This window comes from Sorangium sp. So ce836 (assembly GCF_028553905.1).
Taxonomy (GTDB): Bacteria; Myxococcota_A; Polyangia; order Polyangiales; family Polyangiaceae; genus Sorangium; species Sorangium cellulosum_D.
In genome coordinates, this window is the sequence record NZ_CP102233.1 from 2,684,626 (window position 1) to 2,699,337 (window position 14,712).

Sequence of the window (14,712 nt, forward strand, 5' to 3'; positions counted from 1 at the left end):
CGGCCTTCTCCGCCGGAGGGCGCCCCGAGCTCCGCGCCGGGCGCGACCGCCGTCGTGCGTTCACGACGGCACGAGCACCGCCGCCCCGGAGAAGCGGCCGTTCCGCAGGTCGTCGAGCGCGGCGTTGGCCGCCTCCAGCGGGTACACGTTCACCTCGGTCCGCAGGGGCACCCGCGGCGCGAGCGCGAGGAACTCCTCGCCATCCTTGCGCGTCAGGTTCGCCACCGAGCGCAGCACCCGCTCGCCCCACAGGATCGAATACGGGAAGGAGGGGATATCGCTCATGTGGATTCCTCCGCAGACGACGGTGCCGCCCTTGCGCACCGCGCGCAGCGCGGCCGGGACGAGCTCGCCGGCCGGGGCGAAGATCAGCGCCGCGTCGAGCTCCTCGGGCGGCGCCTCGGAGGAGGCGCCCGCCCATTCGGCCCCCATGGCCAGCGCGAACGCCTGCGCCGCGTCGTCGCCCGGCCGAACGAACCCGAAGACGCGCCGCCCCTCGAAGCGGGCCACCTGCGCCACGAGGTGGGCGGCGGCGCCGAACCCGTAGATCCCGATCCGCTCCGCGTCCCCGGCCATGCGCAGCGTGCGATACCCGATGAGCCCGGCGCAGAGCAGCGGCGCGGCCGAGAGGTCCGGGAGGCCCGCCGGGACAGGGAAGCAGAAGCGCGCGTCCGCGACCGCGAGCTCCGCATAGCCGCCGTCGATCTGGTATCCGGTGAAGCGCGCCAGGTCGCAGAGGTTCTCCCGCCCTGCGCGGCAATGCGCGCACGCGCCGCAGGTCCACCCGAGCCAGGGCACGCCCACGCGCGCGCCGCGCGCGAACCGCGGCGCTCCGCCGGGCGCGGGCACCTCCTCGAGGACCTCGCCGACGATCTGGTGCCCGGGCACGAGCGGCAGCCTTGCGTCGGGCAGCTCGCCGTCGACCACGTGCAGATCGGTGCGGCACACGGCACACGCGCGCACGCGCAGCAGCACCTGGCCGGGCGCTGGCCGCGGGGCGGGCCGATCCTCCAGCACGAGCGGGCTCTTCGCGGCTTTCAGGACGAGGGCGCGCATGGCTTGCGCAGCAGCTTACGCCTCGACCGAGCATCGCGCGACGGCGCGCCCGCCGAGGCGCGCGGACGGCGCGTGTTTCCGATATTTCCCGGCGGCGTGTGCGGCAGAGGGTCGAGCGAGCTGGCCCGGCCGCGCGCCGCTCCGGGATCGCGGCGGAACGCGGATATCCTGTCGGAGCGCGTCCCGAGGCCCGGCGCACGTGGCCGAACGTCGTCGCTGATTTCATCGCAGCAGCAAATGTCACGCCTCGGTACATCTTCAACGCATCCGTAACGACACCACCGCGAGGCGGGCGACGGGCCTGTCGGGGGGCGAAGCAAGATTCTGTGAAGGGTTGCTCTCCATGGTGGCATCAAGCTTGGTGAGCTCCGCCAGAAACCGCATCTTCGTCGCGATGCAGGTACGCACGCCGCGCGCCTACCGAAAACGGCATGGCCATGCTGCAGCAGGCAAGGTGACCGCCGGCGATCCTTCTTCTTCTCTTCCGATAAAGGAAAACCCACCATGTTGCTCAATTCCACTGCTGCTGCTTCCAGGCTGTCGCTCCTCCTTGTGGCCGTCGCCGCAGGCGCGCTCGGATGTCTTGGCCCCGGATCCTCGCAGGATGAGGCCGATGTGGGGCAGGGCGAATCTGCCGCGTGCGCAGGCGCTCCGGCGTGGCAGGAGGGTCAGTGGTACGACGAGGGCGCTATCGTGATTTACGAGGGCCAGGCTTACATCGCCGAGCACGGCAACCCTGGGTACATCCCGACGGTCAGCACGTACTTCTGGGAGCCGTACGCCGGCTGCACCGTCACCCCGGATCCCATCCCCGGCGCGGGCGGGACGCTCCCTGAAAAGGTCGTCGCCGGTTACTACCCCAACTGGACGCCGTCGCCCATCCGCATCCGGGACATCAACAGCCAGTACAATGTGATCTATCTCTTCGCCGCGCTGCCGGTGGGAGGGTCGCCCGGCACGACGGGCGCCGTCACCTGGACGCCGCCGGGCGATGGCCGGGGAGCGGCGACGAACCTCAACGCAGACATCCAGTACGCGCGGACCACCCAGGGGCGCAAAATCCTCCTCACCGTGGGGGGCGCCGGGAATGGCATGAGCTTCCCGACCCGCGAAAAGTCGGAGGCGTTCGTCGACAGCGTGGTCGACATCTACAACAGCCTGGGTGGGTTCGACGGCATCGACTGGAACACGTTCGAGGCCAACCAGGCCCCCGACACCTCCGAGATGATCTGGATCAGCCTGGAGCTGAAGCGGCGCTTCCCGGGCTTCATCATCACCGCGCCGCCGGCGCCCTGGAAGGACGTCGATAAGACGTTCTGCGAGGCCATGGTGAAGGCCGGCGCCATGGACTACGCGGCCCCGCAGTACTACGACGGACCGGACCTGGACCAGCAGGAGTACATCGTGGACAGCGTGAACGAGTGGGTCTCGCGGCTCGGTGCGCGGCACGTCGTCGTGGGATTCGGGATCTCGGACGAGACGAACTACATGTCGATCGACGAGGCGATCCCCACGTGGAACGAGCTCGAGAGCAATCACCCGACGCTCCGCGGGGCGTTCGACTGGCAGATTCATCTCGATGAGAGCTACGGGTGGCCGTTCGCCGACGGCATCGGCCCTCTCGTCCACGAGTGAGCGGGGCGCCGCGCCGCCCCGCCCAACCTGCCCCGCCTCAAGCCTGCGCTCCGCGCCACCCGGGTCGGGTCGCCCCCCGGCGCCGGCAACCTGGGTCGACGCTGCTGCGCCCGGGCGGTGCGCCGAGCCAGGGCGCGCCGACCGCATCACGAGCGGCGCTGGACTTCCTCACAGCGACATACATGGTCTCCCGTCATGCTGCCGCGACGCGGGGTTGAAGACCCGCCGCCTCGTCGGCGTGCGCATGCTCGAATGCGCTATTGCGTGAATGGCGTATTTTATGGCAAACATGTGGTGTGCCGTAGTGTTGAGGCGCACGAGCTTGGTCGCTGTGGGGGGAGGACCATCGACCCGCTAGCAGTCCAGGGCGTGCCTCGCTGGACCGGCGAACTGGAGGCAGCCGCGATGAGTCCCCTTATTGATGTGTTGGCGCCAGATCTACGTGCGAATCCGCATCCCCATTATGCCGAGATGCGGCGAACGAGCCCGGTTTGCCAGGTTGATCCCGGCGGCATGTGGGCGGTGACCCGGTACGAGGACGTGCTCTTCGTGATGAAGAACCCGGGGCTCTTCTCCTCCGAGGGCTTCAAGGTGGCGTGGCAGCCTCCCTGGGTGGGTTACAACCCGTTTGCCAACTCGATGCTCGCCATGGACCCGCCGGCGCACACGCGGCTGCGCGGCTTGATCCACCGCGCGTTCGGGGCTGCCACCGTGGCGCGGATCGAGCCGCGCCTCCGCGCCGTCGCGTCGGAGCTCACGAACCGGCTCGTGGAGGAGGCCGATTTCGTCGAGGCCTTCGCGCACCCGCTGCCGGCCTTTGCGATCGGCGAGATCCTCGGCCTCGATCACGCGCTTCATGGCAAGTTCAAGCGCTGGGCCGACGACATCGTGGCGATCACGCCCGAGCTCCCGAGCCCCGAGGACGCCCAGCGCGTGCGGACGACCCTCGCGGAGCTGACCGGGTACCTGATGGAGGTCATCGCGAAGCGGCGCCGCGCGCCGGTCGAGGACACGGTGAGCGATCTCGTCCGTGCCGAGCTCGACGGGCAGCGGTTGACGGACGCCGAGATCGTCGAGTTCCTGGTCACTCTCCTGATCGGCGGGCTGGAGACCACGACGCATCTCCTCAGCAATTCGCTGCTGTTCCTCGCGGACCACCCGGACATGATGGATCGGCTGCACGCCGAGCCCGGCCTGATCTCCCTCTTCGTCGAGGAGATGCTCCGCTACGACGGCCCGGTCCAGACGCTCCCCCGGATCGCCACCGCGGACGTCGTGCTCTCCGGGGTGACGGTGCCGTGCGGCGCGCTGGTGCTCCCGATCGTGGCCTCGGCCAACCGGGACGAGGCGCGGTTCAAGGATCCGGATCGGTTCGACCTGCACCGTGGCTCGCAGGGAGGTCTCCATTTCGGGCACGGCGTCCACTTCTGCATCGGCGCGGCGCTGGCCCGCATGGAGGCGCGGGTGGCGCTGGAGGCGGTGATCGCGCGCTTCGAGCGGGTCGAGCGCGTTCCTGGCGAGCTCCGCTACAACCGCACGCTGACGGTCCGCGGCCCGATCACGTTGCCGCTCCGGTTCATCCCCGGTCGGCGGACGGGCCGGCAGGTGAGCTAGGCCGGCGGGCGGCGGCAACCTGACCCAGGTTGGGGGGCGCCGACCCAGGTTGAGCCGGCGCCGACCCAGGTTGGGAGAGCGGCGGGGGGCGCTGCGGGCTCTCCTCGGCCGAGCAGCGCTCAGCGGTCGGGGGCGCCCGCGCAGATCCAGTCGTTGATCGTCTTGAGATCGGCCTCGGGCAGCGACGAGCCGGGGGGCATGCTGCTCTCGTCTGGGTCGCACAGGCCGACGTCCTTCAGCTTGTTCATCAGGTAGCTGCTGCTCGGCATGAACGGCACGACGAGCGCCTTTTCGCTGGAGCACGAGCCGGCGTCCCGATTGACCAGCGCGCCGACCGCCGTGCTCGTGCGGAGGTCGAGCCGGCCGGCCGGCGAGGTGGGGTTGCCGTGACAGAACTGGTTCGCGCAGCTCTTCTCCAGGATGGGCGCCACATCGGCGAAGGCCGCGGTGTCCGGGCCGCACGCCGGATCCAGCGGCGGTGCGCCGCCGGCGCCCGCGGTGGTGGAGCCGCCGCCAGCGCCGCCCTCGCCGCCGCCGCCCGTGGTTGTGGAGCCGCCGCCGTCGCCGCCGGTGCCCGCGGTGGTCGTGGTTGTGGAGCCGCCGCCGTCGCCGCCGGTGCCCGCGGTGGTCGTGGTGGTGGAGCCGCCGCCCTCGCCGCCCTCGCCGCCCTCACCGCCGGTGCCCGCGGTGGTCGTGCCGCCGCCAGCGCCGCCCTCACCGCCGGTGCCCGCGGTGGTCGTGGTGGTGGAGCCGCCGCCCTCGCCGCCCTCGCCGCCGCTGCCGCCGACCCCCGCGCCGCCGCCCGACCCAACGCTGCTGCTCACGGACGTGCTCGTGGTGACGTCTGGGCCTCCGCTGCCGTCGACCGCTACGAGCGTGGGCCTGCCGGTGCCGCTCCCGCAGAACCCCCACATGGTCGAGGCGCCCGGATCCAGCCTCCCGTTGTAGGACTCGTTGACGGCCCTCAGCTGCCCGTCCGACGGCGTGATGCGCGTGTTCCACGCGTGGTTCAACGTCGAGCCGTTGAGCCCGATGACCATCCCCCAGGACGTCGTCGCGCTGCTGCCCGTGTTCCTGATCGTCACGCTCGCGCAGTATCCGCTCTTCCAGTCCGACGGCACGGTGATCTCCGCCGTCATCGTGCCATCCGAGCTCACGAGCGCGGAGCCCAACGTGCCGCTGTTCTCATCGCTGTGCGAGCCAGCGCCGCAGGCGATCAGGCTGCATGCGAACGAAGCGGAGATGTAGCCAAGTAAGCGATTCATGCGCATTAAGGTTCTCCATGTCAGATCGGCAAATTCACGGGGTTCTGCTCAAGATGAATAAGTGAATCAGAAGACGCCCGCGAGCTCCGCCGTTTTCTGGTTCGAGTTCGTCATTCCCTGTCAGCGATCTCTTGATCACGGATGTGCTCGCCGGTTTATCCCCGGTCGCGACGGCATTGTAGTCGTCGGCGCGCATCGCGCACACGGAATCTCTGCCGATGATGGGGTTCAAACATCAATTGAGATCGGAACAGCTCAGGCACGCTCCTTTGCAATTGCAAGCATCGCGCCGGATCGCCCGCCGCCGACTCCCACCCTGCGCCGGGCTCCGCTCAGGCACGCTCTTTTGCAATTGCAAGCATCGCGCCGGCTCTCTCTCTCCGCCGATATCCGCCCTGTGCCGGGCTCCGCAGGAGCCGCCCGCGCGCCGCGATCGGCGGGCCGAGCCGCGGATGCGGGAGCCGCCCGGCGCGACGGCAGCCGTGGCGCGGACGGCCGGGCTACGGCGACCAGCAGAGCCCGCCGATCGCGGGCGCCTGCCCGAGGCGGCCCGTGGTACAGAAAAAGAACAGCGCTCGTGCGATCCGGGTCGATCGGAAGGCGCGTCGGACAACCATGGACTGGACAACCCACGATCCACCAACACAGCCAGAGCCGGAGGTCTCATGACATGCGCATGTTTCGCACATTTCGCGCCTGAAGCGCTGCGCTCGCCGAGCGACGAAGCGCTGCACGGCGCCTTCGTCGCCGCGGCCGAGCAGCGGCCGCGCGACGGGCTGCCGCATCACCCGCGGGCCTGGTTGGTCGGGGCCGGCCGGCTCTCGGCCCTGGCGCAGCGATCGACAGGCGTGGAGGATCCATGCTGACGGGCAGCTGCTATTGCGGCCTCGTGCGCTTCGAGGTCGACGATGCGTTCGACTACGCCTTCTATTGTGATTGCTCGAGGTGCCGGCGGCGCACCGGCGCCGCCTGCTCCGCCGTCGGCGGGATCGCGATCGACAAGGTCCGCATCTCCGCGGGCCGCGAGCACCTCTTGAAGGTCGACGAGTCCGAGGAGGGGTATCGCGGGCTCTGCGACCGATGCTTCTCGCCGCTGTACGACACGGTCCGCGGGAACACGTTCGCTCACGTGCAGCTCGGCGCGCTCTCCGAGGCGCCGGAGCGACGGCCGGAACATCACATCTACGTCGGCTCGAAGGCGGCGTGGCATCCGATCACCGACGGCCTCCCCCAGTTCGAGGAGCTGCCGCCGTAGCGCGGCGGAGCGCGCGAGGGGCCCGCGCGAGGGGCGCGACGCGCGCGGCCGCTCGCGGCGCCGCTACCCGCCGAACGCGAAGTACGTCGCCGAGACCCTCCATACGCCGCCCTCCGCGACCGTCGAGATCTCCCACGCCAGCGTGTGTTGCCCGGGCACCCGCAGCGCGTCCGCGTCCCACGTGAACGGTGGCGACTCGCTCCCTGGGCACCAGTTCGCCCGCGGCGCCCGCACGCTCTCGATCGCGCCGCACGGGTTCTCCAGGCAGTAATCGAACCCGCCGTCCTCCGGCCCGTAGTGCGCGATCGTGCAGAGCGCCGCGCAGTCGGTCCGCCACGGCCTGATGCGGGCAAGCTCGCTCCCGTCCACGAAAAGAGTGTGTATCCTCCTGCAGAACTCCTCGGCCGGCCCGATGCACCCCGACCCGGACTCGCCGCCGCCGTGGCCGGTGATCCGGTACTCCACGCGCGAGCTCACCGTCCCCTCCGGCACCTCCACGGCGAGCGGCCCCGGCCCGCCCGCGGTCGTCTGCGACCCGTTGAACAGCGGGACCACCGCCAGCACCTTCCTCGGCGCCGGCCCGGGCACCGCCTCGACCACGGCGCTCACGTTCCACCCGCCGTTCGAGCCGCTCACCTGACCGCTCCCGTCGGACCATGTCGGGATCACCACCCTCAGCCGGTGCTGGCCCGCGGGGAGCCCGTTCGCCACGTCCGTGATGTCCACCTCCAGGCGCAGCGGCCCCCCGAACGGCGTGATCGCGCGGACGAGCTCGATGCCGGGCGGATCCACCGCAGGATCGACGGGATCGTCCAGGGAGAGCTCGAAGTTCCGGTCGAACGCGTCGCAATCCGCGGGCCAGCTCTGGCCCTCCGGGGGCGGATTGTCCTCCCACGTCTCGAAGGGATAACACGTGCTCTCCAGCTCCACGACGAGCCTCACGCTCGCGAACGGCCCGTCGCGGAGATCGATGTCCGCGTTCGCCTGCTGGAAGTTCGGCTGACTCGCGTCGCTCGTGATCCGGACCTCCTCGAACGCCGTGATCGTGTAGGCCGGCGCGGGAGAGGGCTCCTGCTCCTCGCCGCCTCGGCCGCCGGCCCCGCCGGCGCCGGGCTGCGCTCCTCCGGGCGCGCGCGCCGCGTCGTCGCTGCAGCCGGAGCCCCCCACGACGACGGCGAAACCGAGCGCCCCGGCGAGGGCGCGTCGCGTGCAACGTGAACCCGACATGAGATCCTCCGGGTCATGCCTGATGGCGAGATCCCACGGTAGCCTGGGCGGGGCCCGCCGCGGTAGCGTTCTCCTCCTCATGGCATTCCACGTCGATCGCGTCGTCCCGTGGGTCGAGGACCGGCTCCGCGCGCTCGAATCCATTCCCCGTAGCTGAGCTATCGGGCGCGCGACGTCACTCCGCGCGGAGGAACGCCCCGATCTCCTCGAAGACGCGCGGCACCACAGGCAGGCTCGGATCGGTGTACGCCGCTTGCTGCGACGCGCTCGAGAGCGTCGCCTCCTTGAGCGTGTGGCTCATCCCCTCGATCAGGACGAGCTTGGCGTCCGGCCGCGCGCCGGCGAGCCGCTCGGCTTCCTGCACCCCTACCTGGATATCGGCGGTCCCTTGCAGCAGGAGGACCGGCGCCTTCACGGCCGCGAGCTCGACCGCGGGATCGTGCTTCATCCACGAGATGATGTACGGCTGCACGCTCGGGCGAAACAGGCGCAGGAACAGCTCAGTTTGCGGGACGTCCTCGACGAGCTCGCCCGCCTCGAGCCGGCCCAGGATCGCGTACGCCCTCTCGCGATCCTCGTCCGGCAGGCCGGCGAGCTGGTCGCGCAGCACCGCGCCGATGGGCCGGCCCGCGCCGGCGATCGAGACGTAGCCGTCGACCTCGATCGCCTGGGCGGCCAGCATGCCGAGCAGCGAGCCCTCGCTGTGCCCGACCACCGTGACCGTCGCGAACCGCCCGTCGTCGCGGAGCGCCTTCACCCACAGGACCGCGTCGTCGGCGCCCATCTCGAAGCGCATCTCCTGCTCGCCGCGGGGCGCCGCGGAGGCGCTCCCGCCGATGCCGGCCTTGTCGTAGCGGATCGACGCGATGCCCCGGTCCCGGAGGCCCTCCGCGAGGAGCCGGTACGTGTCCGCTGTGACGCCCGCGGCCGCCTGGTTGCCGTCCCGATCGGTCGGCCCGGAGCCGGGGAGGATCGCCACCGCGGGGAACGGCCCGCACCCGGCCGGCACCTCGAGCGTGCCCGCCAGCGTGCCGTAGGCGTTCTCGACGGCAATATCGACGCTGGTCGCCTCCGGACACGCCGGCGGGCTCGGTGTTTCCTGCGCCGGGGGCGGCTCCGTCTCGTCCGGGAGGGCGCCGTCTCCGCCGGCGGACGACTCGCCCTCTCCGGCGCCGCAGCCCACGCCGAAGGGCGACCCCGCGAGCGCGACCGCACACGAGAGAACGAACGCGGCGCGGCGCGCCGGGACCAGGTGACTCGAACGCAATGACATGACGATCCTCCGAAGAAGCAGGGGAGATGCCAGCAGCAGGGGAAAACCGAGGCCGCCCGGGCGCACCGGTGCGCCCTCGCGACCGGGCGAGCGTCGCCGAGCGCGCCGCGTGAGCCGGCGGCGCGCCGCGGACCGGATGGATTCAGCCGAGGTGCGCGAGCGCGACCTTCGAGACGATCTCCGAGACGAGCACGAGGCCGATGAGCCCTGCGATCAGCGGGGCGCCCCGCAGACCGGAGGCGTTCTTGAAGCCCTGGGTCAGCAGCGTCAGGAACCACGCGAGGCACAGCGCGGCCAGGACGGCGAAGGCGGCCACCGCGGGCGTGAGCACCGGCCCGCCCGCCGCTGGCGGCGCAGGGGCGAGCAGGCCGAGCACGATCGCCGCGAGCGCGAGCGGCGCGCGCGAGAGCCCGATCACGCCGAGGAAATCGATGAACCGCACGCGGCACCGCAGGAGCCGCGCGTACGCCCAGAAGAGCAGGGCGGGCAGGGGCCACACGACGACCTGCTCGAGGAGCGCCGTCGTGGTCGGGACGACCTCGGGCGCCGTGTGCAGGTCGAGGAAGCCGTCGAAGCGGACGCCGAGCCGCGTGATGGCGACGCTCAGCGCGGCGACCGCGAGCCCTGCCACGGCCGCGACCTCCCCGCCGAAGCGATCGAACGGGTTCAGCGCCAGCCGCCATCCGGTCCGGGGAGGCCGCGGCGACATCGTCGCCAGCAGCCGCTCGCCTTCCGCGGGCTCGATCACGCGGTCGCGCACGAGCGCGCGCACCCTCTCGTCGGGCGTGATCTTCATCAGAGTCCCACCTTTCTCAGCGCCTCCTCCGCCTCCTTCGCGGAGAGGCGCCCGTGCTCGAGCGCATCCAGGATCTCGTGCCGGCGCTTCTGAACGCCCTGCTCCAGCGCATCCAGCCGGCCGATGATCTCGTCGAGCCGGTTGCGCACCGTCGGGTAGCTGATCTGAAGGAGCTGCGACATCGCCTTCAAGCTCCCCGAGGAGCGCACGAAGGCGGTCACGAAGGCGAGATCGTCCGGCGACAGCTGGAGCAGCGCCGGGATCTCGAACTGGCCGTCCAGGTTGGTTCCACAGGCCTGGCAGCCGAGCCGCGTCGCGCGCAGCTCACCGTCACAGCTCGGGCATCGAACGACAAATCTTGCCACAGGACGAAGCTAGTATCGTCCGTGGATCAACAATGTCAACGTTCGGTTCAACAAAATTGATCGTAGAATCAATTTTGTGAACGGCGGCCGAGCTCATGGCCCGCGCGGCGCCGCTCGTGCCTGGGCCCGGGCGCGGCGCGGCTCGCGCTGGGGCCTCGGGGCCGCTCGCGACGGCTCAGCGCCGCGCGCGCCGCCGCGCGAACGCGAGCGCGACGGCGAGCCCGGCGAGGGCCAGCGGCGTGGGGGCCGCGGGCGAGCCGGCGGCGCGGCAGCTGCAGCCGCCCTCGTCGCCCTCCTCGTCGGCGCCCTCGTCCGCGCCGCCGGTCCCCGCGCCGGTGCCGGTGGTGCCGGCGCCGGAGGTCGCGGCCGAGGACGTCGATGTGACCGAGCCGCTCGTCGTGCCGCCGCCTGCGCCCCCGCTGCCGCTCGTGGCGCCGGCCGCGCCGCCCGCGCCGCCTGCGCCGCCCGCGTTCTCGCCCCCGCCGGTTCCCCCGCCGCCTGCGCCGCCTGCGCCGCCTTCCCCGGAGGAGGGGAGCGCGGGGCGCACGTCCTCGAGGGTGTCCCCCTCCACGGCGTCATCGAGGATGATGATGGGGCTGTCCGTGAACTCGGACGGGTTGCGCAGCAGGCCGACCTGCGTGAAGTGCGGGTTGCCGTCGGCGAGGGTCTGCGCCTGGCCGCCGGTGACGACCTGCTCGCCGTCGAACCACACGTCCACGGAGCCCTGGCTCGGGTTCGTCGACCACTTGATGTGCAGCGCGATGCGGTGCCACACGCCGGGCGTCACCGCGCCGTTCGCCTGCCAGTGCACCTTGTTCGCGGGCTTGCGGGTGGCGAAGCTGATGTTCTGTCCCACGACCTCGAAGGACATCATCTGATTGTAGCTCCCCTCGGACTCCCAGTATCCGATCTGCGTCGGCGGGTCCGCCGCGAGCGCCTCGGGGAGGTAGAAGCTCCAGGCGAAATACGTCTGGGCGCCCTCGGCCGTGCGCCCGGCGGCCGGCTTGTGGTTCAGCTCGACCCGCTTGATGCCGTTGGACCAGCGGGCGTCGTTGGTGAGCTGGATCTTCCCGGAGCGCGTCCCCTGCAGGACAGGCGACGTCACCACCGAGATGTGCTCGCCGTTGAGCGAGGTGTTCCACTGGGACAGGTTGCCCGTCTCGAAGTCTCCGGTCCAGACCGGCGCCGCGGAAGCGCCCGTCGCGACGGTCGCGACCAGCGCGGCGGCGGGCAAGGCGGAAAGCAGGAAGCGCGACCGCCGCCCGAGCAGCGCCCGGCAGCGGATAGATAGGTTGCGATGTGTGGTAAGGTGGGTTGCAGAAGTCATGGGCCGGATTCCATGCTGTTTCCAGCCCGCCGTCAACCGCGAAGCAGGCAATCGAGCGCGGCCCTTGCGCTCCTCGCTTCAGCCCTCATGTCACGAGGGCCTGCCTCGCGCGCGCTGCGTCTCAGGCAGAGATTTCGATCCACAGCGCCTGCGTCTCTCGCGACGGCAGGTGGATCAGGCGCTCTCCGGTGTTGAGGGCGTCGCCGGGGCAGGTCCAGGGCTCGAGACACACGAAGTCCTTGCCTTGCAAGGTCCACACGACCCAGTGGGTGAACTCGGGCGAGCCGCGGACGGCGATGCGCGCGGCCCGGGGGCCCTCGATCGAGAGCGCGCTCTCGGTGGAGCCGTGGTCGAGCAGGTGGAGGTCGACCTCGGGCCGGGTCAGGTCGAAGCCGGAGAAGGGCACCTCCTGCTTCGTGGTGTTGTCGAACGCGCGCGTCGCCCGCGTCTCGATCGAGGCCCGGGGCTTGTCGGCCTGGGAGACGGCGAAGTACGGGTGGAACCCGACCCCGAAGGGCATCGGCGGCGCGCCCTCGCCGGTCTCGTTGGTCACGCGGATGTCGATCCGGAGCGACCTGCCGCGCAGCGTGTAGGTGAGCTCGGCGCGGAAATCCCAGGGGTACTGCGCGCGCGTCGCCTCGCTCGAGCGCAGGGCGAGCCGCGCGTGAGCGCCGCCGGGCGCGGCGGTGCCGTGATCGTCGAGCGACCAGGGCAGGGTGCGAGCGAAGCCGTGCTGCCGCATCTGGCCCTGCGCGCCCGAGGACGACCAGGCGTCGCCGGCGAGCTTGCCCGGGGAAGGGAAGAGCACGGGGTTGCCGCCGCGCACGTTGGCGCTGCGATCCTCGAAGGTGGCGCGATCGAGGTAGAGCAGCTCGCGCCCGCCGAGGGTCAGCTCGGTCAGGATCCCGCCGCGGGCCGGGGCGAGCACGGCGCGGCTCGAGGCGTCGCCGTCGACGAGCTCCACCGTGGGGATCGGACCTTCGATCTTCTTCACGCTGAACATGACGCCTCCGTTCTCTCCATCATCACCTGCGCAGCCACTCGAGCAACCCGACGAGCAGCGCGAGCGCCGCGATGGGCAGCGCGATCCACCCGAGGACCGTCGCCCAGCCCCGGCGGAGCGAGCGGCCGCCGCGATCCTCGCACGCGAGGCAGATCGCCCAGACCCGCGCGCCGCCCTCGGTGAGCACGCAGCAGTCGCCGCACACGGGCGCATGGCAGCGCGCGCACGGCCCCGCCGCCTCGGCGCCGCAGCGCCCGCAGCGCGCGACGGGCCCGCCGCCGTCGTGGAAGATCAGGCCGCCGGACATGGGGCGCCGCTGCTTAGCGCAAGCCGGGGAGCGGCAGGCCCGGCAGCGAGTTCCCGATCACCGTGACGAGCTGCTCCTGCGTGAGCGTGCCGGCCAGGCGGAACGGCACGTCCACGTTGAGCGTCTCCCCGCCGATCGCGACGGTGCCGTTCACCTGGTACGGGACACCCCGGCCCTGCGCCGCGAGCGCGGCGATGCTGGTGAGATCCTGCCACTTCACCGAGAGCGGCGCGTCGATCCGCGTCCACTGCTTCGACCGCAGCTTGAGCGGCGTGGGCACGGTGACCGTGCCGACGTCGATCTTGCCGTCGAGCAGCACGGTCGCCTTCAGCGAGCGCGTCGAGAGATCGACGCTGTTCGGGTTGTACGCCTGGATCTGGACCCGCAGATCGATGCCCTGGGCGGTGACGGCGGTCACCGCGGCGACCTCGGGCTTGAGCGTCGGCGGCTCGGGGCGCGAGCACGCGACCAGGGAGACGGCGGCAGCGAGGAGCAGCGATCGCACGGCGGTGATGTGGCGCGGATCTCGTTGGCGCTCAACGGAAATCGGGCCCGCGCCCGGCCCGCGCTTCCGCCCGCGCGGGAACCCTCGCGATCTGCTATGCCCGGCGGATGGGCATCCTCCCGCTCGCCGAGCGCCTCGCCAAGAAGGCGCTGAACCGCTCCGGGGTGCAGAGCCGCTGGGTCGACACGTCGGTCTGCCGCCTGCACCTCTACGATGCTCCCGGCACCGGCTCGCTCCCGACCGTGGTCCTGCTCCACGGCATCGGCTCGTCGGCGCTCCCGTACGCGCCCGTGCTCCAGCGGCTGCGGCGGCACGCCCGCCGCGTCATCGCCGCGGAGGCGCCGGGGCACGGGTGGAGCGCGGCGCCGGCGTCGGCGTTCACGCCGGAGTGCCTCACCACCGCCATGAACGAGCTGCTCGACCGCGAGCTCGACGCGCCGGCCATCGTCGTCGGCAACTCCCTCGGCGGCGCGGTCGCGGTGAGCTACGCGCTGAGCTCGCCGGACCGCGTGCGCGCGCTGGTGCTCGCGTCGCCGGCCGGCGCGTGCATGGAGCAGGCCGAGCTCGCGGCGCTGCTCGGCGCCTTCAAGCTGCGGTCGCGGGCCGACGCGCACGCGTTCTTCGCGCGGCTCTACCACCGCGTCCCGTGGTTCGCCCCGCTGGTCGCCGGCGACATCGTGCGGATGTTCGCGCGCGAGACCATCGTCTCCTTCACGAGCTCGGCCCGGTGCGAGCACGCGTTCACGCCCGAGCAGCTGCGGTCCCTGTCGATGCCGATCCTGCTGATCTGGGGCCGCTCGGACCGCCTCATGCCGGGCGGCAACCTCGAGTACTACCGGCGGCACCTCCCGCCGCACGCGGAGATCGAGGAGCCCGAAGGCGTCGGCCACTGCCCGCACGTCGACGACCCGCGCCGGTTCGCCGAGCGGATCGCCGCGTTCGCGCGGGAGGTGACCTCGCGGGGCGCGGGCGCGCCGGCGGCCGCGTCACCGCCGCCGACCGCGTCAGGCGTCCTCGGGGAGCGCGCCGCGCCGCAGGAGCAGGGTACGGGTCAGGCCGCGTCGTAGCGGGATGATCCGCTCGG

Annotated in this window: 15 protein-coding genes and 1 pseudogene; 6 read left to right on the forward strand and 10 right to left on the reverse strand. The window is 71.6% G+C overall.

The features are described 5' to 3' along the window. Positions 1 to 60: 60 nt before the first annotated feature. Entirely contained in the window at positions 61 to 1,056 is a 996-nt protein-coding gene (locus NQZ70_RS09665) for a zinc-dependent alcohol dehydrogenase family protein (RefSeq protein ID WP_129573961.1), read from the reverse strand. A gap of 693 nt (positions 1,057 to 1,749) precedes the next feature. Between NQZ70_RS09665 and NQZ70_RS09670 the strand changes: the two genes are divergently transcribed. Together NQZ70_RS09670 and NQZ70_RS09675 are read left to right on the forward strand one after the other, a co-directional pair. After that, positions 1,750 to 2,691 carry a glycosyl hydrolase family 18 protein gene (locus NQZ70_RS09670; protein WP_237245180.1) on the forward strand — a complete coding sequence of 314 codons (942 nt, stop codon included), beginning with the start codon at positions 1,750 to 1,752 and terminating at the stop codon, positions 2,689 to 2,691. 513 nt (positions 2,692 to 3,204) lie between these two features. Beyond that, positions 3,205 to 4,305: a cytochrome P450 gene (locus NQZ70_RS09675; protein WP_129573963.1), complete on the forward strand. Its 1,101-nt coding sequence runs from the start codon at positions 3,205 to 3,207 to the stop codon at positions 4,303 to 4,305. Positions 4,306 to 4,424: 119 nt separating this feature from the next. On the opposite strand, the gene NQZ70_RS09680 is transcribed toward NQZ70_RS09675, so the two are convergent. Continuing rightward, on the reverse strand, positions 4,425 to 5,426 hold the full coding sequence (locus NQZ70_RS09680; RefSeq protein WP_237245636.1) for a cellulose binding domain-containing protein: 1,002 nt from the start codon (positions 5,424 to 5,426) through the stop codon (positions 4,425 to 4,427). On the opposite strand from NQZ70_RS09680, the gene NQZ70_RS09685 reads away from it, so the two are divergent. The 3 genes and pseudogenes from NQZ70_RS09685 (at position 5,338) to NQZ70_RS09690 (ending at position 6,825) form a co-directional block, all read left to right on the forward strand. After that, positions 5,338 to 5,553: a hypothetical protein gene (locus tag NQZ70_RS09685; RefSeq protein ID WP_237245733.1), complete on the forward strand. Its 216-nt coding sequence runs from the start codon at positions 5,338 to 5,340 to the stop codon at positions 5,551 to 5,553. The two genes, NQZ70_RS09680 and NQZ70_RS09685, sit on opposite strands and share 89 nt — an antisense overlap. 733 nt (positions 5,554 to 6,286) lie before the next feature. After that, positions 6,287 to 6,400: pseudogene (locus tag NQZ70_RS53310) on the forward strand (hypothetical protein); the annotation flags it as partial. Between the two features lie 29 nt (positions 6,401 to 6,429). Next, on the forward strand, positions 6,430 to 6,825 hold the full coding sequence (locus NQZ70_RS09690) for a GFA family protein (RefSeq protein ID WP_129573966.1): 396 nt from the start codon (positions 6,430 to 6,432) through the stop codon (positions 6,823 to 6,825). A gap of 63 nt (positions 6,826 to 6,888) precedes the next feature. Here the strand turns inward: NQZ70_RS09690 and NQZ70_RS09695 are convergent, their stop codons facing one another. The 8 genes from NQZ70_RS09695 to NQZ70_RS09730 all read right to left on the reverse strand — a co-directional run bounded on the left by NQZ70_RS09695 (position 6,889) and on the right by NQZ70_RS09730 (position 13,628). Continuing rightward, the gene (locus tag NQZ70_RS09695; RefSeq protein ID WP_129573967.1) at positions 6,889 to 8,052 is read right to left on the reverse strand and encodes a peptide-N-glycosidase F-related protein; all 1,164 of its coding nucleotides are present in this window, start codon (positions 8,050 to 8,052) and stop codon (positions 6,889 to 6,891) included. Between the two features lie 175 nt (positions 8,053 to 8,227). Then, positions 8,228 to 9,325: an alpha/beta hydrolase gene (locus NQZ70_RS09700; protein ID WP_165373879.1), complete on the reverse strand. Its 1,098-nt coding sequence runs from the start codon at positions 9,323 to 9,325 to the stop codon at positions 8,228 to 8,230. 142 nt (positions 9,326 to 9,467) lie between these two features. Next, positions 9,468 to 10,121, reverse strand: coding sequence for a YIP1 family protein (locus tag NQZ70_RS09705; RefSeq protein WP_129573968.1), 654 nt, complete (start codon positions 10,119 to 10,121; stop codon positions 9,468 to 9,470). After that, positions 10,121 to 10,486 (reverse strand): DUF2089 domain-containing protein, encoded by a 366-nt coding sequence (locus tag NQZ70_RS09710; RefSeq protein WP_129573969.1) that lies wholly within the window; start codon positions 10,484 to 10,486, stop codon positions 10,121 to 10,123. Before NQZ70_RS09710 ends, NQZ70_RS09705 begins: the two co-directional genes overlap by 1 nt. A gap of 175 nt (positions 10,487 to 10,661) precedes the next feature. Further along, positions 10,662 to 11,813 carry a polysaccharide lyase gene (locus NQZ70_RS09715; protein WP_237245181.1) on the reverse strand — a complete coding sequence of 384 codons (1,152 nt, stop codon included), beginning with the start codon at positions 11,811 to 11,813 and terminating at the stop codon, positions 10,662 to 10,664. A gap of 121 nt (positions 11,814 to 11,934) precedes the next feature. Then, a complete protein-coding gene (locus NQZ70_RS09720; protein ID WP_129573970.1) occupies positions 11,935 to 12,816 on the reverse strand; it encodes a galactose mutarotase in 882 nt (293 codons plus the stop codon). A gap of 22 nt (positions 12,817 to 12,838) precedes the next feature. After that, positions 12,839 to 13,123 carry a hypothetical protein gene (locus NQZ70_RS09725; RefSeq protein WP_129573971.1) on the reverse strand — a complete coding sequence of 95 codons (285 nt, stop codon included), beginning with the start codon at positions 13,121 to 13,123 and terminating at the stop codon, positions 12,839 to 12,841. A 13-nt stretch (positions 13,124 to 13,136) separates the two neighbouring features. Further along, the gene (locus tag NQZ70_RS09730; protein ID WP_129573972.1) at positions 13,137 to 13,628 is read right to left on the reverse strand and encodes an LEA type 2 family protein; all 492 of its coding nucleotides are present in this window, start codon (positions 13,626 to 13,628) and stop codon (positions 13,137 to 13,139) included. A 107-nt stretch (positions 13,629 to 13,735) separates the two neighbouring features. Between NQZ70_RS09730 and NQZ70_RS09735 the strand changes: the two genes are divergently transcribed. After that, positions 13,736 to 14,695, forward strand: coding sequence for an alpha/beta fold hydrolase (locus NQZ70_RS09735; RefSeq protein ID WP_129573973.1), 960 nt, complete (start codon positions 13,736 to 13,738; stop codon positions 14,693 to 14,695). The last annotated feature ends 17 nt before the right edge of the window (positions 14,696 to 14,712 follow it).

Coding starts and splice junctions, on each gene's coding strand:
- NQZ70_RS09665 (WP_129573961.1), bottom strand. CDS start 1,056: ATGCGCGCCCTCGTCCTGAAAGCCGCGAAGAGCCCGCTCGTGCTGGAG.
- NQZ70_RS09675 (WP_129573963.1), top strand. CDS start 3,205: ATGTGGGCGGTGACCCGGTACGAGGACGTGCTCTTCGTGATGAAGAAC.
- NQZ70_RS09685 (WP_237245733.1), top strand. CDS start 5,338: ATGACCATCCCCCAGGACGTCGTCGCGCTGCTGCCCGTGTTCCTGATC.
- NQZ70_RS09690 (WP_129573966.1), top strand. CDS start 6,430: ATGCTGACGGGCAGCTGCTATTGCGGCCTCGTGCGCTTCGAGGTCGAC.
- NQZ70_RS09695 (WP_129573967.1), bottom strand. CDS start 8,052: ATGTCGGGTTCACGTTGCACGCGACGCGCCCTCGCCGGGGCGCTCGGT.
- NQZ70_RS09700 (WP_165373879.1), bottom strand. CDS start 9,325: ATGTCATTGCGTTCGAGTCACCTGGTCCCGGCGCGCCGCGCCGCGTTC.
- NQZ70_RS09705 (WP_129573968.1), bottom strand. CDS start 10,121: ATGAAGATCACGCCCGACGAGAGGGTGCGCGCGCTCGTGCGCGACCGC.
- NQZ70_RS09715 (WP_237245181.1), bottom strand. CDS start 11,813: ATGACTTCTGCAACCCACCTTACCACACATCGCAACCTATCTATCCGC.
- NQZ70_RS09720 (WP_129573970.1), bottom strand. CDS start 12,816: ATGTTCAGCGTGAAGAAGATCGAAGGTCCGATCCCCACGGTGGAGCTC.
- NQZ70_RS09725 (WP_129573971.1), bottom strand. CDS start 13,123: ATGTCCGGCGGCCTGATCTTCCACGACGGCGGCGGGCCCGTCGCGCGC.
- NQZ70_RS09735 (WP_129573973.1), top strand. CDS start 13,736: ATGGGCATCCTCCCGCTCGCCGAGCGCCTCGCCAAGAAGGCGCTGAAC.